The sequence below is a fragment of the Rhizobium sp. MHM7A genome (assembly GCF_005862215.1).
Taxonomy (GTDB): Bacteria; Pseudomonadota; Alphaproteobacteria; order Rhizobiales; family Rhizobiaceae; genus Rhizobium; species Rhizobium bangladeshense.
On record NZ_VCHT01000003.1, the window covers coordinates 143,303 to 158,278 of the forward strand.

General features: G+C 62.5%; 16 protein-coding genes. 6 read left to right on the forward strand and 10 right to left on the reverse strand.

All coding sequences use genetic code 11. From position 1 onward, the window contains the following. Position 1: 1 nt before the first annotated feature. Positions 2–442: a cytochrome c gene (locus FFR93_RS13500; protein ID WP_138393591.1), complete on the reverse strand. Its 441-nt coding sequence runs from the start codon at positions 440–442 to the stop codon at positions 2–4. 144 nt (positions 443–586) lie between these two features. Continuing rightward, entirely contained in the window at positions 587–1,222 is a 636-nt protein-coding gene (locus FFR93_RS13505; protein ID WP_138393592.1) for a LysE family translocator, read from the reverse strand. A 129-nt stretch (positions 1,223–1,351) separates the two neighbouring features. Between FFR93_RS13505 and FFR93_RS13510 the strand changes: the two genes are divergently transcribed. Continuing rightward, positions 1,352–2,065 (forward strand): YafY family protein, encoded by a 714-nt coding sequence (locus tag FFR93_RS13510; protein WP_138393593.1) that lies wholly within the window; start codon positions 1,352–1,354, stop codon positions 2,063–2,065. 74 nt (positions 2,066–2,139) lie between these two features. Here the strand turns inward: FFR93_RS13510 and FFR93_RS13515 are convergent, their stop codons facing one another. Both FFR93_RS13515 and FFR93_RS13520 read right to left on the reverse strand, forming a co-directional pair. Continuing rightward, a complete protein-coding gene (locus FFR93_RS13515; protein WP_138393594.1) occupies positions 2,140–2,985 on the reverse strand; it encodes a metallophosphoesterase in 846 nt (281 codons plus the stop codon). Positions 2,986–3,084: 99 nt separating this feature from the next. After that, the gene (locus FFR93_RS13520; protein WP_012483135.1) at positions 3,085–3,687 is read right to left on the reverse strand and encodes a superoxide dismutase; all 603 of its coding nucleotides are present in this window, start codon (positions 3,685–3,687) and stop codon (positions 3,085–3,087) included. 213 nt (positions 3,688–3,900) lie between these two features. On the opposite strand from FFR93_RS13520, the gene FFR93_RS13525 reads away from it, so the two are divergent. The 3 genes from FFR93_RS13525 to FFR93_RS13535 all read left to right on the forward strand — a co-directional run bounded on the left by FFR93_RS13525 (position 3,901) and on the right by FFR93_RS13535 (position 5,869). Continuing rightward, a complete protein-coding gene (locus FFR93_RS13525) occupies positions 3,901–4,227 on the forward strand; it encodes a hypothetical protein (RefSeq protein WP_138393595.1) in 327 nt (108 codons plus the stop codon). A gap of 197 nt (positions 4,228–4,424) precedes the next feature. Next, on the forward strand, positions 4,425–5,078 hold the full coding sequence (locus FFR93_RS13530; protein WP_138393596.1) for a class I SAM-dependent methyltransferase: 654 nt from the start codon (positions 4,425–4,427) through the stop codon (positions 5,076–5,078). A 59-nt stretch (positions 5,079–5,137) separates the two neighbouring features. Further along, positions 5,138–5,869 carry a sulfite exporter TauE/SafE family protein gene (locus tag FFR93_RS13535; RefSeq protein WP_138393597.1) on the forward strand — a complete coding sequence of 244 codons (732 nt, stop codon included), beginning with the start codon at positions 5,138–5,140 and terminating at the stop codon, positions 5,867–5,869. 12 nt (positions 5,870–5,881) lie between these two features. Here FFR93_RS13535 and FFR93_RS13540 read toward each other — a convergent pair whose 3' ends face one another. Beyond that, a complete protein-coding gene (locus FFR93_RS13540; protein ID WP_138393598.1) occupies positions 5,882–6,232 on the reverse strand; it encodes a nuclear transport factor 2 family protein in 351 nt (116 codons plus the stop codon). Positions 6,233–6,340: 108 nt separating this feature from the next. Here FFR93_RS13540 and FFR93_RS13545 point away from each other — a divergent pair, with 108 nt between their 5' ends. Then, complete coding sequence (locus FFR93_RS13545; protein ID WP_138393599.1) at positions 6,341–7,603, forward strand: multidrug efflux MFS transporter; 1,263 nt, start codon at positions 6,341–6,343, stop codon at positions 7,601–7,603. 21 nt (positions 7,604–7,624) lie between these two features. Here the strand turns inward: FFR93_RS13545 and nadE are convergent, their stop codons facing one another. The 4 genes from nadE to FFR93_RS13565 all read right to left on the reverse strand — a co-directional run bounded on the left by nadE (position 7,625) and on the right by FFR93_RS13565 (position 12,682). Next, on the reverse strand, positions 7,625–8,458 hold the full coding sequence (gene nadE, locus FFR93_RS13550; RefSeq protein ID WP_138393600.1) for an ammonia-dependent NAD(+) synthetase: 834 nt from the start codon (positions 8,456–8,458) through the stop codon (positions 7,625–7,627). Positions 8,459–8,539: 81 nt separating this feature from the next. Further along, complete coding sequence (locus tag FFR93_RS13555) at positions 8,540–9,745, reverse strand: adenylate/guanylate cyclase domain-containing protein (RefSeq protein WP_138393601.1); 1,206 nt, start codon at positions 9,743–9,745, stop codon at positions 8,540–8,542. A 29-nt stretch (positions 9,746–9,774) separates the two neighbouring features. Next, entirely contained in the window at positions 9,775–11,394 is a 1,620-nt protein-coding gene (locus FFR93_RS13560; RefSeq protein WP_064706589.1) for an MDR family MFS transporter, read from the reverse strand. A 73-nt stretch (positions 11,395–11,467) separates the two neighbouring features. After that, positions 11,468–12,682, reverse strand: coding sequence for an HlyD family secretion protein (locus tag FFR93_RS13565; protein WP_064711037.1), 1,215 nt, complete (start codon positions 12,680–12,682; stop codon positions 11,468–11,470). A gap of 135 nt (positions 12,683–12,817) precedes the next feature. Between FFR93_RS13565 and FFR93_RS13570 the strand changes: the two genes are divergently transcribed. Continuing rightward, on the forward strand, positions 12,818–13,720 hold the full coding sequence (locus FFR93_RS13570) for a LysR family transcriptional regulator (RefSeq protein ID WP_064706587.1): 903 nt from the start codon (positions 12,818–12,820) through the stop codon (positions 13,718–13,720). Between the two features lie 199 nt (positions 13,721–13,919). On the opposite strand, the gene FFR93_RS13575 is transcribed toward FFR93_RS13570, so the two are convergent. Then, entirely contained in the window at positions 13,920–14,975 is a 1,056-nt protein-coding gene (locus FFR93_RS13575; protein ID WP_281407903.1) for a methionine--tRNA ligase, read from the reverse strand. Position 14,976: the final 1 nt, after the last annotated feature.

The following is a 14,976-nucleotide window of genomic DNA, read 5'->3' on the forward strand; positions in this document are numbered from 1 at the left end:
CTCACTTACTAAGCCGATAGGCCTTGTGACAGCCAGCGCAATTGGCGCCGAGTGTATTGACCGCAGCGCCGACGGCTGCGGCATCAGCCGGCAGCTGAGCGAGAGCGGTTTCGGCATCGGCGGAGAGCTTTTCGGAACGAGCCTTGAAGTCCTCCATGTTCTCCCAGATTTTCGGGCTGGCCCCAGGGTCGTTCATATCGCTGCCGGGCTTGAACTGGTCGGGGAAGGCCTTGGCAGTCGTCGCAATCGTCGTCAGCGCCGCCTTCACTGCCTCGGCATCATAGGGCTTGGAGCCTTTCGCGATGGCTGAAAGCGCGCCGGTCGATCCACCCATCTGCTTCATCTGCGCGACGCGCGAATCTTGCGTGCCGTCGGCGGCCGTCACCGAACCCACGGCCAAGCCGGCCATCGCTGCGGCGGCAGCTACTGCTTTCCAGTTCATATTTCCTCTCCATTTCTCTGCGTTGTTCCTGGGGCCAAGACGGCCAGTGGCCAATCTGCACCGGCAGAATGACAAAAATCCATGCGTCCAGGCGGTCACGTTTTGCCGGAGGGTCATAAAAACAATGTGATAAGCACTGGCGACTCATGCAGTTTTCCAACCCTGCCAAAGGCTGAAGGCGGAGACTGTAACCAGCAGCAGCCCGGCGAAGCGGCCGACAAAGGCCGTGGCGTCGGGATTTGCGACCAGCAGGTCGCGGCTGCGGCCGGCTGTCATTGCCAGCGTGCCGTAAACGGCGAACTGTGTGGCGACTGTCATGGCGCCCATGATCAAACCCTGGATCCAGACCGGACCGTATTCCGGCCTCAGAAACTGCGGGTAGACGGCGAACATGAAAATATAGGCCTTGGGATTGACGAGGCAGGTGACGGCGCCCTGACGGAAAGCGCGCCAGGCGGAGCGCGCCGTCGCCGGCCCGACCGCCTCCACAGTGATCGAACTGCGCATCAGCGAAACGCCGATCCAGATCATATAGGCAACGCCGGCAAAGAGCAGCAGGTTGAAGAGCTGCGGCAGCATGGTGACGAGCACGCCGACGCCGGCCGCACCATAGGCGGAATGCACCGCACCGCCTGCCATGATTCCGCCTGTGGCAGCCAGCCCGCGGCGGACGCCGCCCGTCAGCGAATTGGCGAGGACGAAGAGCATGTCCATGCCCGGCACGATGATGATGCCGAAGAGAAGGGTGAAGAAGAGCCACAGGTTCTCATGGTAGTTCATGTCAGTTACCGCCTTCATTTCCGCGGGCCATTTTCGAAAGACCGCGATTGATTTCAATCCGATAGGCGGCTCTATACGCAAACCCAACTGACAGTGTATTGTCAGGAGCGTGGGAGATGGAGGCAAAAGATGCGCAAGGCGTCACGGCTTTTCGAGATCATTCAGATCCTGAGGCTCGCCAGAAAACCGATGACGGCGGCTGTTATGGCCGAGACGCTCGAAGTGACCGTGCGCTCGATCTATCGCGATATCGCCGCCCTTCAGGCAATGCGGGTGCCGATCGAAGGCGGACGCGGCATCGGCTACATCATGCGGCCGGGCTTTGACCTGCCACCCTTGATGTTCTCGATCGAGGAGATGGAGGCGCTCGTTCTGTCGCTGGCGTTGCTCGAACGGACGGCCGACGAGGAGCTGAAGCAGGCCGCCCGCCGGGTCAACCGGAAGATATCAGGCGCCGTGCCGGCACCGTTGCGCCAGGCGCTGGACAACAAGGCGCTTTATGCCTGGGGCTCGACCGCGCAGCCGGCTGCAATCGACCTTGCGATCGTGCGCCGGGCGATCCGCGACGAACGCAAGCTGACACTCGCCTATCGCGACGAGCTCGGCCGCGCCAGCGAGCGGACGATCCGGCCGATCGCGTTGATCTATTATTCGCAGACCGCCAATATCGTCGCCTGGTGCGAGCTGCGTCAGGCGATCCGCAATTTCCGCAGCGACCGGGTGGAGCGCTGCGTGGCGAGCGAGGATTTCTTCAAAGGCGATGGCGACAGGCTGCGGGAGTTGTGGACGAGCGGCTGGACGGAGAAGGCTGTGTCGGGTAGCGCGCAAGCGTTTGGTGGATGAACCCTCGCGGCGCCTGCCTGCGGGCAGGACCTCGATGTTGTAGGAGCGGGCTAGCTCAGGAAATCTTCCAAGCTCTAGTAAGCAAGCGTGCGGCTCTGCTCTCGGCCGAAGCCGCGGATTTCGATGCGGTCGGGGTGGAGCTCGACGATGGCGAAGGCGTTTTCACTTTCTGTGTCGACCACGCCCTTGAAATTGACGAAGTGGCAGGCGCCGGCCTTGCCGTAATTGCCGACATGGTCGTGGCCGTTGAGATAGGCGACGACATGACTTTGCGAGGCGAGCAGCGCGACGACGCGCTCGCTGTCCCACATGCCGTGCTCGCCGGCGGGATAGACGGGATAGTGGTTCATGATGATGACCTTCTCGCCGGCCGCTGCAGCCTTTGCGATTTCATCGGCCAGCCAAGCGAATTGCTTGTCGCTCAGCGCGCCATTCCAGCGATGAGCATTCGCTACACCTTTGGCTTGCAGCTCCGCCAAAATCTCGGCAGCCAAAGCGCGATGAGGATGGTTATCCGGCGGCGCGAAGGTGCTGACCTCGTTGCCGTCGAGCACGACGAAGCGCCAGCCGGGACGGGAAAAGCTGTAATAAGGCGACGGCATGCGAAGACGGGCAGCTACTTCGGAAAGGTGCCCGGCTGAGACGGAGAAATCGTGATTGCCGAGCAGGAACAGCGCCTCGTGCCTCAATTTACCATAGACCGGCAGGATATCGTCGAAGCTCGCGAAGCTGCGGTCGATGACGTCGCCGAGCGTCATGACGAAACTCAACTCCTCGCCGTTGAAGACCTCGATCGCCTCGGCGACCTTGACGAGGCTGTTGGCGTAATAGCGGTCCATCGCCACATGCGGAGCGATTGCCGCATATTGCGGATCGGCGATGATGCCGAAGCGGAGCGGAGGAGAAGCGGAGGAGGACATGGGGCGTGATTAGGAGCGGCGGATGACAGGGCTGTGAAGGCCGATAGAAAGAAAACACCCGGCGTTTGAGGCGCCGGGTGTCGAATTGGATCAAAGCGCTTACTTCGTTGCTTCTTCGTAGCGTTCCAGGACGTAATCCCAGTTGATCAGGCTGTCGATGAAGGCCTCGAGATATTTCGGGCGCGCATTGCGATAGTCGATGTAATAGGAGTGTTCCCAGACGTCGACGCCGAGGATCGGGGTGGCGCCGTGAACCAGCGGATTCTCGCCGTTCGGCGTCTTGGAGATTTCGAGCTTGCCGTTCTTGACCGAAACCCAGGCCCAGCCCGAGCCGAACTGGGTGGCGCCGGCATTGGCGAAATCAGCCTTGAACTTGTCATAGCCGCCGAGATCGGAGGCGAAGGCCGCTTCCAGCTTGCCCGGCAGCTTGTTGCCGCCGCCGCCCTTCTTCATCCACTTCCAGAAGTGGATATGGTTGTAGTGCTGGGCGGCGTTGTTGAAGAGCCCGGCATTGGTGCCGAAGGACTTCTTCACGACCTCTTCGAGCGAGAGATCCGACAGGCCGGCTTCGGCGGCGAGCTTGTTGCCGTTGTCGACATAGGCCTTGTGATGCTTGTCGTGGTGAAACTCCAGCGTTTCCTTCGACATGAACGGTGCAAGCGCTTCGTAATCATAGGGAAGTTCAGGCAATTCGAAAGCCATGTCAGATCTCCTCTTGGCAATAGATTGCGTCATCGGCAGGTGAGGCGGAACATAGGAGGGGAAAGGAGGAGAGGCAACCGGCGAAATATCAAAAAACGACCGGACGGAGGAAAATTTGCCTCAGTTTCAGGGCGAGATTCTAGCGCGCAAATCGCCCGCCATGCCGCCGCCAAAACCGCTTACACCGGCGACAAACATTATTGGAGATCCGATATGAACAGGAATATAATCCCGCATCTCGTCATTGCCGCGCTTCCGTTTCTTGTCACTGCGGCGCATGCCTCCGCGGACGAGGCCTGGAAACAGCTGGCCGCCGACGTGGAAGCCAAGTGCAGGAAGGCCGCGGTCGCGATCGAGAAGCCGAATGCCGTTGTCGATCCCTTCGGCACCTCGCATTACGGGCTGGCCCTGGTGACGGGAAAGCCGAAGGGGGCCAAGGGGCTCGTCGTACAGATCTGCGTCTATGACAAACAGGAGAAGTCGGTCGAGATCGGCAGCGCGATGGATGCTAAAGAGTTCGGGCTCACGCCAGCGAAATAGCCGGTCGCGGCAATTGTTTGTGACTACGGTCACAATTCCGAGCGGAACCCAGGCTCGCCCCCGCGAGTTGAAGTCCTGGGCTTTTTAGAGCAGGGCGCGTCTAGGACAGGCGCCAAGGCGCACTATGTTTGCGACAAACGCATGATCTTTCTGAGGACGATTCCGATTCTCGAGGTTGTGCGCAGGGAGGTTTAAGCATGTCGGAGCTTCGCAACCGGGCGGAAGATCAGCAGAAAATCTATCAGCGCTGGGCACCTGTTTATGATCGTGTCTATCGCGGCATCTTGCGCGACGGCCACCGCAAGCTTGCCGCGCTTGCCGCTGCGGCCGGCGCCGATATTCTGGAAATCGGGGTCGGCACCGGCCTGACGCTCGCCCACTATCCCAGCCGCTGCCGGGTGACCGGCGTCGACATCTCCGAACATATGATCGCACGGGCGCGCGAAAAGGTGCGTCGCGAAAACCTGCAGCATGTGCAGGCGCTCGAGGTGATGGATGCGCACGCGCTGCGTTTTGCCGACAAGTCTTTCGACGTGGTCTGCCTACCCTTCGTCATCACGCTGATTCCCGAGCCCGAGCGGGCGCTTGACGAATGTGCCCGGGTGCTGCGGCCGGGCGGTGAGATCATCCTCGCAAGCAAGCTCAGCGACGGCGCCGGTCTGCAGGGCGCGATCGAGGCGGCGGTGGCGCCGCTGGTGCGTCACATCGGCTGGTCTTCCGCCTTCCGCATCCACCGGATCGTTGCCTGGGCCGAGCGCCGCGGCGATTTTTCAACGACCGATATTCTGCCGGTCTTTCCGAACGGCTTTTTCAAGATCGTCCGGCTGAAGCAGCGCGGCTTTTCCTCCTGAGACCAAAATTTTTTCCCGCATCGCCGATTCTGATGCTACCGTTCGCCTGAGGGGACTGCATGACATCGGATATCTTCTTTTTCATCGCCGTTGGCTTCTGCGCGCAGATCGTCGACGGCGCGCTCGGCATGGCCTTCGGCGTGCTGTCGACGACGAGCCTGCTGGCTTTCGGGGTGCCGGTGGCCAATGCCAGCGCCATGACGCATGTGACGGAAATGTTCACGACGGCGGCGTCAGGCCTGTCGCATGCCTATCATCGCAATGTCGACTGGCGGCTGGTGGCGCGTCTCGCTCCGGCCGGCATGATCGGCGGCGCGATCGGCGCCTATCTGCTTGCCAATATCGACGGCAAGGTGATCGAGCCCTTCGTATCGGCCTATCTGATCGCAATCGGCCTCCTGATCCTCTACAAGGCCTTCCGACCGCAGATCAGGCGCGAGGTGCGCGACTGGGCCGTGCCGCCCGTTGGCCTTTTCGGTGGCCTGCTCGATGCGATCGGCGGCGGCGGGTGGGGCCCTATCGTCACCAGCACACTGGTCGGGCGCGGCCATGATCTGAAACGGGTGATCGGTTCGACGAATTTCACCGAATTCGCGGTGACGCTGACGATTTCGATCACCTTCGTCGTGACGCTCGGCTGGTCTGAGCTCAATTCGGCGATCGGCCTCATCATCGGCGGCGTCATCGCCGCGCCTTTCGGCGCCATCCTCGTCAAGCGGCTGCCGGTGCGGGCACTGATGGTGGCGGTCTCGATGGTCATCATCACAACGTCAGCGATGCGGCTCTTCTAGCCCGCCCCGGAACTACAGATTCCGGCCGAAATAGACCTCCACCGCGGCGATCCTGTCGCCGCGAAAACGAAGGCTTTCCATGTTGGCGAAGCTCGTGCCGTCCAGTTTTTCGGCGCGGTAACGCGCAACAGCCTCGTCGCCCTTGATCGCCAGGAATTCGATGTGGATCCCGCGGAAGAGCGGCTCCTTCGGCCAGCAACGCTCGAAATAGGCGGTCCTGTCGATATGATCGTCGCGCGTGCTGGAGAAGGTGAAATCCTCCGTCAGCATGGCGCCGGCAATATCCTTGCCGTCGGCGACATAGGCGGCATAGAGGTCTCGGACGGTCTTCTCGCGAGACGGGCCATTGCGTTCATGGCAAATCCTCCCTTTAACCGATTGCGTTACGCAATCAGTTAGGCTCTAGCACTTTTAGCTGAGATGATCCAGATTGCGGCGCAACTGCGCTGCAGGATCGATGCCGAGGCAAGAATGACAGACACCCAACGGGAGGCCAGCGCCAGGCCGGGCTCGATCTACTGGAAGCGCAACCTCGCCGTCTCGCTGATCGGCTCCTTCACGACAATCGTGGCGATGACGCTGCTGCTTCCCTTCCTGCCGCTTTATGTCGAGGAGCTCGGCGTGACCGACCATGCGGCGATCGTGCAATGGTCGGGTATCGCCTATGGCGCCACCTTCCTTGCCGCGGCCCTCGTTGCGCCGCTCTGGGGGCGGCTCGGCGACATCTACGGCCGCAAACTGATGCTGGTGCGCGCCAGCCTCGGCATGACGCTGGCGATTTCGCTGATGGGCATGGCCGGCAATGTCTGGCAGTTGGTGGCACTGCGCCTGTTCGTCGGGCTTGCCGGCGGATATGCTTCCGGCTCGATGGTACTGGTGGCGACGCAGACGCCGAAAGACCGCTCCGCCTGGGCGCTCGGCATGCTCTCCTCCGGCATCATGGCCGGCAATCTCGTCGGGCCGCTCATCGGTGGGGCGCTGCCGCCGATCATCGGCATCCGCGGCACGTTTCTCGCCGCCGGCGGCATGATCTTCGTCGCTTTTCTCGCCACTATCTTGCTGATCAAGGAAGAGAAGTCGCCGGCCCGCAGCCGGTCGGCCAAGGCCAGCGGTGGCTGGAAATCCATTGCCGACAAGCGGCCCGTCATCGCCATGCTGGCGACGGGGACGCTTCTGATGTTCGCCAATATGTCGATCGAGCCGATCATCACCGTCTATGTCGCTCAGATCGTGCGCGTCGAGACGCAAGTCACCATGCTCTCGGGGCTCGTCATGTCGGCCGCCGCCCTCGGCAGCATTCTTTCGGCCTCGTGGCTCGGCAGGCTCGCCGACAGGATCGGCCACTGGCCTGTTATAGCGGGCGCGCTCGCCGTCGCCGGCCTGCTATTGATCCCGCAGGCCTTCGTCACCAGTTCCTGGCAGCTGATCATCCTGCGTTTCCTGATGGGCGCAGCCCTTGGCGGGCTTCTGCCCTGCATCGCCGCCGTCATCCGCCATAGCGTGCCGGACAGCGCTGCTGGCAGCATTCTCGGCCTTTCCGTCTCCTCGCAATATGTCGGTCAGGTGGCGGGCCCAATCCTCGGCGGCTTCGTCGGCGGGCATATCGGCATGCGGGCGGTTTTCCTCGGCACCTCGCTGCTGCTTGTGGCGGGTGCGGCTTATGCCTGGGCGGTGCGGCTGAAGAATGCTGAGGCATCAAACATCCGTGCCTCGGCAGATCAGCTCGACGCCTGAGCGGGCGATCGCCTCCAGCTCTCAGAGTGTGTTGACGGCGACCGGCAGGGCTCGCTTATGAGCCGTCGCCCGATAGGCGGCAAGGATGCGGCGGCGGGCGATCTCGCCGACCGGCTTGCCTTCAAGGAAATCGTCGATCTCGTCATAGGTGACGCCATAGGCCTCCTCGTCGGGACGCAGCGGCCGCTGATCCTCGAGATCGGCCGTGGGCACCTTGAACACCAGTTCGTCCGGAGCGCCGAGCCGCTTTGCCAGCAGCCGGACGCGGCGCTTATTGAGGCCGGCAAGCGGCAGGATATCGGCGGCGCCGTCGCCGAACTTGGTGAAGAAGCCCATGACTGCCTCGGCCGCGTGATCCGTACCGATGACGAGCCCGCCGAGCGCGCCGGCCAGAGCGAACTGGGCGATCATCCGCTGGCGGGCCTTGATATTGCCGAGGATGAAATCCTGCCGACCGGCATCGGCGAAGGCGAGACCGCCGTTCTGCGCGGCGGCCAACACAGCATCCGCCGGTTCCTTGATGTTGACCACCATCGAGCGGTCGGCGCCGATCGTTGCGAGCGCCTTCGCTGCATCGGCCTCGTCCGCCTGGATCCCGTAGGGAAGGCGCACGGCTATGAATTCCGCCGAGTGGCCGCTGTCACGCAGCTCGCGCACCGCCCTCTGGGCAATCAGCGCCGCCGTCAGTGAATCGACGCCGCCGCTAATGCCGAGCACGTAGCCGCGCATGCCGGACGCCACAAGATAATCCTTGAGAAAGGCGGTTCGCCGCTCGATCTCATGCTCCGGGTCGATCTCGGCGGCAACGCCGAGTTCCCGGATGATCTCGCCTTGTTCGTCTGACAGCACGGTCATGGGATTCTCCTGGTTGTTTTGGGATTCGCGGCACTATGGCGGAAAGATGTAGGAAGGGTAAGGTGCTTGGCACCGCCACGCCTACCGCACAATCCTAAACAGCTCCACCGGCTCCCCAAATCCCTTCAGCCGATGCGCGCCGGTGGAGACGGCATCCCCTGCCCCGGCCTCCTTACGGAACGGCGATGACATCAGAATGGCCTCTCCCAGGTCGCTGCAGGCGGTCTGGATGCGGCTGACCAGATTGACGTCGCCGCCAATGACGGTGAAGTCGAGGCGCCGGCCGGAACCGATATTGCCGTAGCTGACCTCGCCATAATGCAGCGCGATGCCGGCCTTCACGCCGATATCCTGATACTGGAAACGGTCGATCTCATCGAGGATGGCGCGGGCCGACGCCAGGGCGGCGCCGCAGGAGTGGACGGCATCGTAGCCCGGGAAGAAGGCCAACACGGCATCGCCCATGAATTTCAAGAGTTCGCCGCCCTCGCTGGTGATCGCCGGCACGATCCGGTCGAAATAGGCGTTCAGCAGGCCGAGGACGGTGCTGCCCGGCAGCTGGTTCGACAGCTCGGTAAAACCTCTGAGATCGCAGAGCAGCAGGGCCGCCTGCATCGACTCGATCTCGCCGCGGCGAACGCGGCCGGCCAGAATCCGGCTTGCCGTCAGCGGGCCGATATAGGTGTCGAGCAGGCTGAGCTCGACCTGGCGCAGAATGCGCAGCTCGCTGGTATTGCGCAACGCCGGCAGGATGCGTTCGATCAGTTGCTGCTCGGAGGCGGAGAAACCGCCCGGCCGCCTGGTGGCGAAGACGGCGGCACTGACCGGGCCGTCACTATTGCAGAGCGGCGCGATGATGAGCTGCATCAGGCCGCGGTCGGCAAAGACGTCAATATGCTGCCAGCGGCCGTGCATGCTTTCGCCGGCGCCGACGACCAGTGGTTCCCGGGTGTCCATCACCTTGTGCAGCGGTGTGTTTGCTATCGCAACCCGGGCGCCGTGTTCACGGTCGTGGATCTCTACCGGCTCTCCGGGCGCCCAGGCGATGGTGCGGCCGATGAACTCGGGATGCAGCGTCATCAGATGCAGGGTCAGCCTGTCGAGCGGCAGGCCAAGCGCCTGAAGCCTGCGGCCGAGGCCGGAGATGAGGCCCGCTTCGTCGAGCGCGTGGCATTCGTCGCCGGAGAGCCATTCGATAATCGAGAGCAGCGCGCCGGTGCTGGCGGCATCGCCGGCACGCAGTCGCTGCAAGCGAACGAGATCGGGAGCGTGGATTGCAGTTGTCATGGCATTCTCCTCCTTGAAGTGAGCGGGCGCTAGTGGGCGCCGCCGCCGGAGAGTCGACCGGGTTTCCTGAGAAGCAGGCTTGCCAGCAGGGCGACGACGAGGGCCACACCGAGCAGGAAAAACGTGTCGCTGAAGGCCATGATATTGGCCTGCTTGCGGATTTTGAGCGCGATGGCAACGACAGCCTTGTGGCCGGCGAGAGCCTGGTCGGCGACGCCGTGATTCATGAAATAGGCCGTCAGCCTGGCGATGCGATCGCGGGTGGCTTCCTCGAAGACGGAGACCGAGTTGGTCAGGATGTTCGAATGGAACTGTTCGCGCTTCGACAGGAAGGTCTGCAGCGAGGCAATGCCGACCGCGCCGCCGAGATTGCGCATCATGTTGAAGAGAGACGACGCCGAACCGGCATTCTCCTGCTCGATACCTGATGTGGCGATCGCCGAAAGCGGTGTGAAGACGAGCGCCTGGCCGACGGCACGCACGATGTTCGGCCAGAAGAGCTGGTCGCTCGCATAATCTCCGGTCATGTGCACGTTCATGAAATTCGAAACGGCAAACAGGGCGAAGCCGACTACGATCAGCAGACGGACGTCGAAACGCCTCATCAGGCGCGGCACCAGCGGTATGAGCAGCAGCTGCGGAATGCCGGTCCATGCGAGGACCATGCCGATCTGCTCGGAATTATAGCCCTGGATGCGGGCGAGATAGATCGGCAGCACGAAGACCGAACCATAGAGCGCGATGCCGAGCAGAAAGTTCGCGACGATGCCGAAGCCGAAATTGCGCCGCGCCAGCAGACGCAGGTTCAGGAGCGGATTGGCCGTCTTCAGCTCGATGACGATGAACAGCGTCAGCGAGACGGCGGCGACGACCGCCAGGCGGAGGATGAACTCGGAGCCGAACCAGTCCTCCTTGTTGCCCTCCTCCAGCACGGTCTGCAGCGCTGCCAGGCCGATCGCCATGGTGACGATTCCAGGCCAGTCTCCTTTGGCGAGCAGCTTCAGGTTCATCGGCGCCCGGTCGAGGGAGGCAAAAAGCAGGCCGACCATCAGTGCGCCGGGCACGAGGTTGACATAGAAGATATATTCCCAGCCCCAGTTCTCGGTGAGATAGCCGCCTATGGTCGGGCCGATGGCCGGTGCGAAGGTGGCCGAAAGGGCAAAGAGCGCCAGGCCGATCGGCTGTCTGGCCTTAGGCAGAAGCGTGATGATGATGGTGAAGGCCATCGGGATCAGCACGCCGCCGGAAAAGCCCTGAATGGCGCGCAGGACGATCATCTGCTCCAGATTGGCCGCAAAGGCGCAGGCGACCGAGAAGATCAGGAAGAGGATCGCATTGACGAGCAGATAGTTGCGCAGCGAGAAGACCCGCGTCAGCCAGCCGCTCAAGGGAATGACGACGATCTCGGCGATCAGATAGGAGGTCGAGATCCAGCCGCCGTCATCCGTGCCGGCGCCGATGGCGCCCTGAATATCGGCAAGCGAGGCGTTGACGATCTGGATGTTGAGCACCGCCATGAAGGCGCCGAGAGTGGAGCCGATGACGGCCATCCACATCCGGAGCGGGCTGATGGCGACGGGTTGGACGGGCGCCGCGACGGCGGGACGCCCGGGGGAATTGCTGTCGGCGGCGATCTGAAGAGTGGCCATGGTTGATCTCTTTCCGGTTCTCACGGGAACCCTCTCTGGGCCGGGTCGGCGATCATTCGGGGACGGCGGAAGATTACCCGGCCGGACTGGGCAATCCCTCCCCGGCCGAGGAGGTCCGGGCGGCCCTGGTATCGATTTCAGACTCGACCGACATGCCGGAGCGCAGGAGACCGCTCAGAGCATGGTCGTCGATGAGGATCTTGACTGGGATGCGCTGGACGATCTTGGTGAAATTGCCGGTGGCGTTGTCAGGCGGCAGCAGCGAGAATTCGAGGCCGCTTGCCGGCGATACGCTGTCGACATGCCCCCTGATCGCCTTACTGGGAAAGCTGTCGACCTTGATCTCGACCGGCTGGCCGGGGCGGACATGGGTCAGCTGCGTTTCCTTGAAATTGGCGACGACATAAACCGCATGCAGCGGCACGACCGCCATCAGCTGCGTGCCCGAAGTGACATACTGGCCGACGCGGATCGAACGGGCGCCGACCGTGCCGTCGACGGCGGCGACGATGTGAGTATAGGAGAGGTTGAGCTCGGCCTGGCGCGCGGCGGCAGACGCGCGGTCGCGCTGGGCAATGGCCTGTTCGCGCTGGCTTTGAAGAACCGGCACCTTGCTCTCAGCCGCAACGAGAGCCGCCCGGTCGCGCTCGACAGCGGCGGCTGCCTGGTCGCGGGCCGACTGGGTCTGTTCGGCGCGGGACTGCGTGCCGGCGCCGCTGGTGATGAGCCGGGCCGAACGGGCGGCATCGGAGACGGCGAAATCCAGCGAGGCCTGCGAGGCATCGATGGTTGCCTTGGCCTGGCCGATGACCGAGTGCTGCAGGGCGATCTGGGCATCGATATTGGCAATGGCGGCTTCGGCCGCCTTGAGATCGGCCCTCGCCTGCGAAAGGGCGGCCTGGAAGTCGCGGTCGTCAATGCGGGCGAGGACCTGGCCAGATTTCACCGGGTCGTTGTCGTTGACCAGCACTTGCTTGATATAACCGGCGACCTTCGGGGCAACGATGGTGTAGTCGGCCTTCACATAGGCATTGTCGGTGGATTCGATGAACCGGCCGACCGTCCAGTAGCGATAGCCGAAATCGCCTGACCAGGCGACGCCGGCAAGCAGAGCGGCGGCAATGACCGCGCGCTTGACAGTCCTGCGGCCGGTTTTCACCGGCACGCCCGCGGCCGGCGCCGCGACGACAGGCGCTTCGCCGGCCGGGGCTTTCGGCGCTTCGGCCGCGGGTGCGGCATCGGCCTGCCGGGCAGTGTCGAAAACATCCTTGCGGGGCAACTCAACCATCGTGCGTCTCCTTCAATACTGGCCCCGATGAGAGACCTTGTTCAATTGAAGGGAAAATGCACCCTGCCGTTCACCCTGATAATCTGCTTATATCGGGAAGGATCATCAACTCTGAGCGGATAATCCGAGGGTAATATGGATCGGCTGACAAGCCTCACAGTGTTTGGTCGCGTGGTGGAATGTGGCGGTTTTTCCGCCGCCGCACGTCGGCTCAACATGTCCGTCACGATGGTCGGCAATCATGTGCAATCGCTGGAGGATCGGCTCGGTGTGCGCCTCCTCAACCGCACGACGCGCAAGGTGAGCCTGACGGAAACCGGCAAATATTATTATGAACGCTCCTCGCAGATCCTGGCCGAACTCGATGAGGCAGACCGGACGGCCGGCGCACTGAGCACGACGCCGCGCGGCACGCTGAAAGTCTATACCAGCGGCGCCATAGTGCGTTTCCTGCTGCCCGTCGTCAGCGAATACATGGCGCTTTATCCGTCGATCTCGCTCGATTTCAGCACCGGCGAACGGATGGTCGACATGATCGAGGATGGCTACGATCTGGTGATCCGCACCGTGCCGCCGCCGGATTCCTCACTCGTCGCACGCAAACTGACACCCTGGCGCCACATGCTCGTCTGCTCGCCGGCCTATCGCGACAGCCACCCGATGCCGCAAAGGCCGACCGAGGTCGCCGACCACAATTGTCTCCAATATGCCTATTATCCCTATGGCGAGGAATGGCGCTTCGAGGATGGCCAGGGCAGGCAGGAAAGCGTCAAGATCGGCGGCAACACCGTCTCCAATAGCGCCGAGATGTTGCGTTTCCTGACACTGAACGGTCAGGGCATTTTCCTCGCGCCCAGTTTCGTGGTTTTCGACGACATCGCCGAAGGGCGGTTGGTGAAGATCATGCCGGACTACCGGCCGGTCGAATTCAGCATCAACGCCGTCTATCCCAACCGCAGCCATCTGGCGACGAAGGTCCGGCTGTTCATTGATTTGCTGGCCGAGAGGTTTGCGGAGCATCGGAAGTGGATGACGTAAGGGAGAGCGCGCCGGACTATAGGCCGGCCCTCGCAGCAAGAAAATGCCCCTCACCCTAACCCTCTCCCCGTTCTGACGGGGAGAGGTGACGTGCCCTGCGAGAACTGAGGGAGGAACGGAGACGTTACGGCATGTCCCTTCGCCCCGCGTGCGGGGAGAAGGTGGCGGCGGCCGGATAAGGGGCGGGCTGCCTCTTCGCCTAATTCAGCTTGGGGAAAACCGGCACGATCTTGACGTCGGATGGCGCTGCGCCGCCCAGAATGTCGATTTGTCTGGTCAGCGTCTCAGCCGTCTCCGGAAGGAACGGCGCAAGGAGAAGAACGATCTCGCGGAGAAGGCCGCCAAGTGCGGCGAAACTGGTGAGCAGGCGCGTTTCCAGTTCAAACCGCTCCGCCTCGGCAGCCGGGTTCAGCGCCTTGACGATCGCCCATGGTTCCAGTTCCACCACGCGCTTATTGGCGTAGGAAACGAGATCGAAGACGGCCGCCAGCGCTTCATGGAACGAAGCCGTGTCCATCGCCCTTTTCACCGCAAGCCTCGTTGCCGAGACTTTCCCTTCATCGGTTTCGTCGAGCCTCACACAAACGACGATTTTCTGCTTTGCCGCAATCGACAATATCCGGTTGAAGAGGTTCCCGAGCTGGGAGATCAGTTCGCCGTTATAAGCCGCTTCCAGGCGTTCGACGGTAAAATCGCCGTCCTCATGCGCGCGTATGTGCCTCAGCAGGAAATATCGGAGGGCATCGGCGCCATAGTCTGCCGCGAGCGGCAGCGGATCGACGGCGTTGCCGTTCGACTTTCCGATTTTCCGGCCGTCGACCGTGACGTAACCATGGACATGGATTGTCGTCGGCAGCGGCAATCCGGCCGAAAGCAGGATGGCGGGCCAGTAGACGGCGTGGAACCGAGTGACACCTTTTCCGACGAGGTGCTCGCGTCGGTGAGCGTCGAGCCAGAATTGACGCAGCGCTGCGGTTTCGGCCTCTTCACCATATCCGAGGGCGCTCAGATAATTGCCAAGAGCGTCGTACCAGACATAGATGGTCTGCTCCGGGTCGCCGGGCACCGGAATGCCCCACCCCCTCGCCCGTTCGGAGCTGCGCGAGACGCTGAAATCGTTCAGGCCGGATTTGATCAGGGCAAGGACTTCGTTGCGCCGCGAAGGCGGATTGATCCGCAACTCATTCGTCTCGATGGCAGTGCGAAGTCGCCGCTCATAGCGGGAGAGCCGGAAGAACCAGTTCGTTTCGCTCACT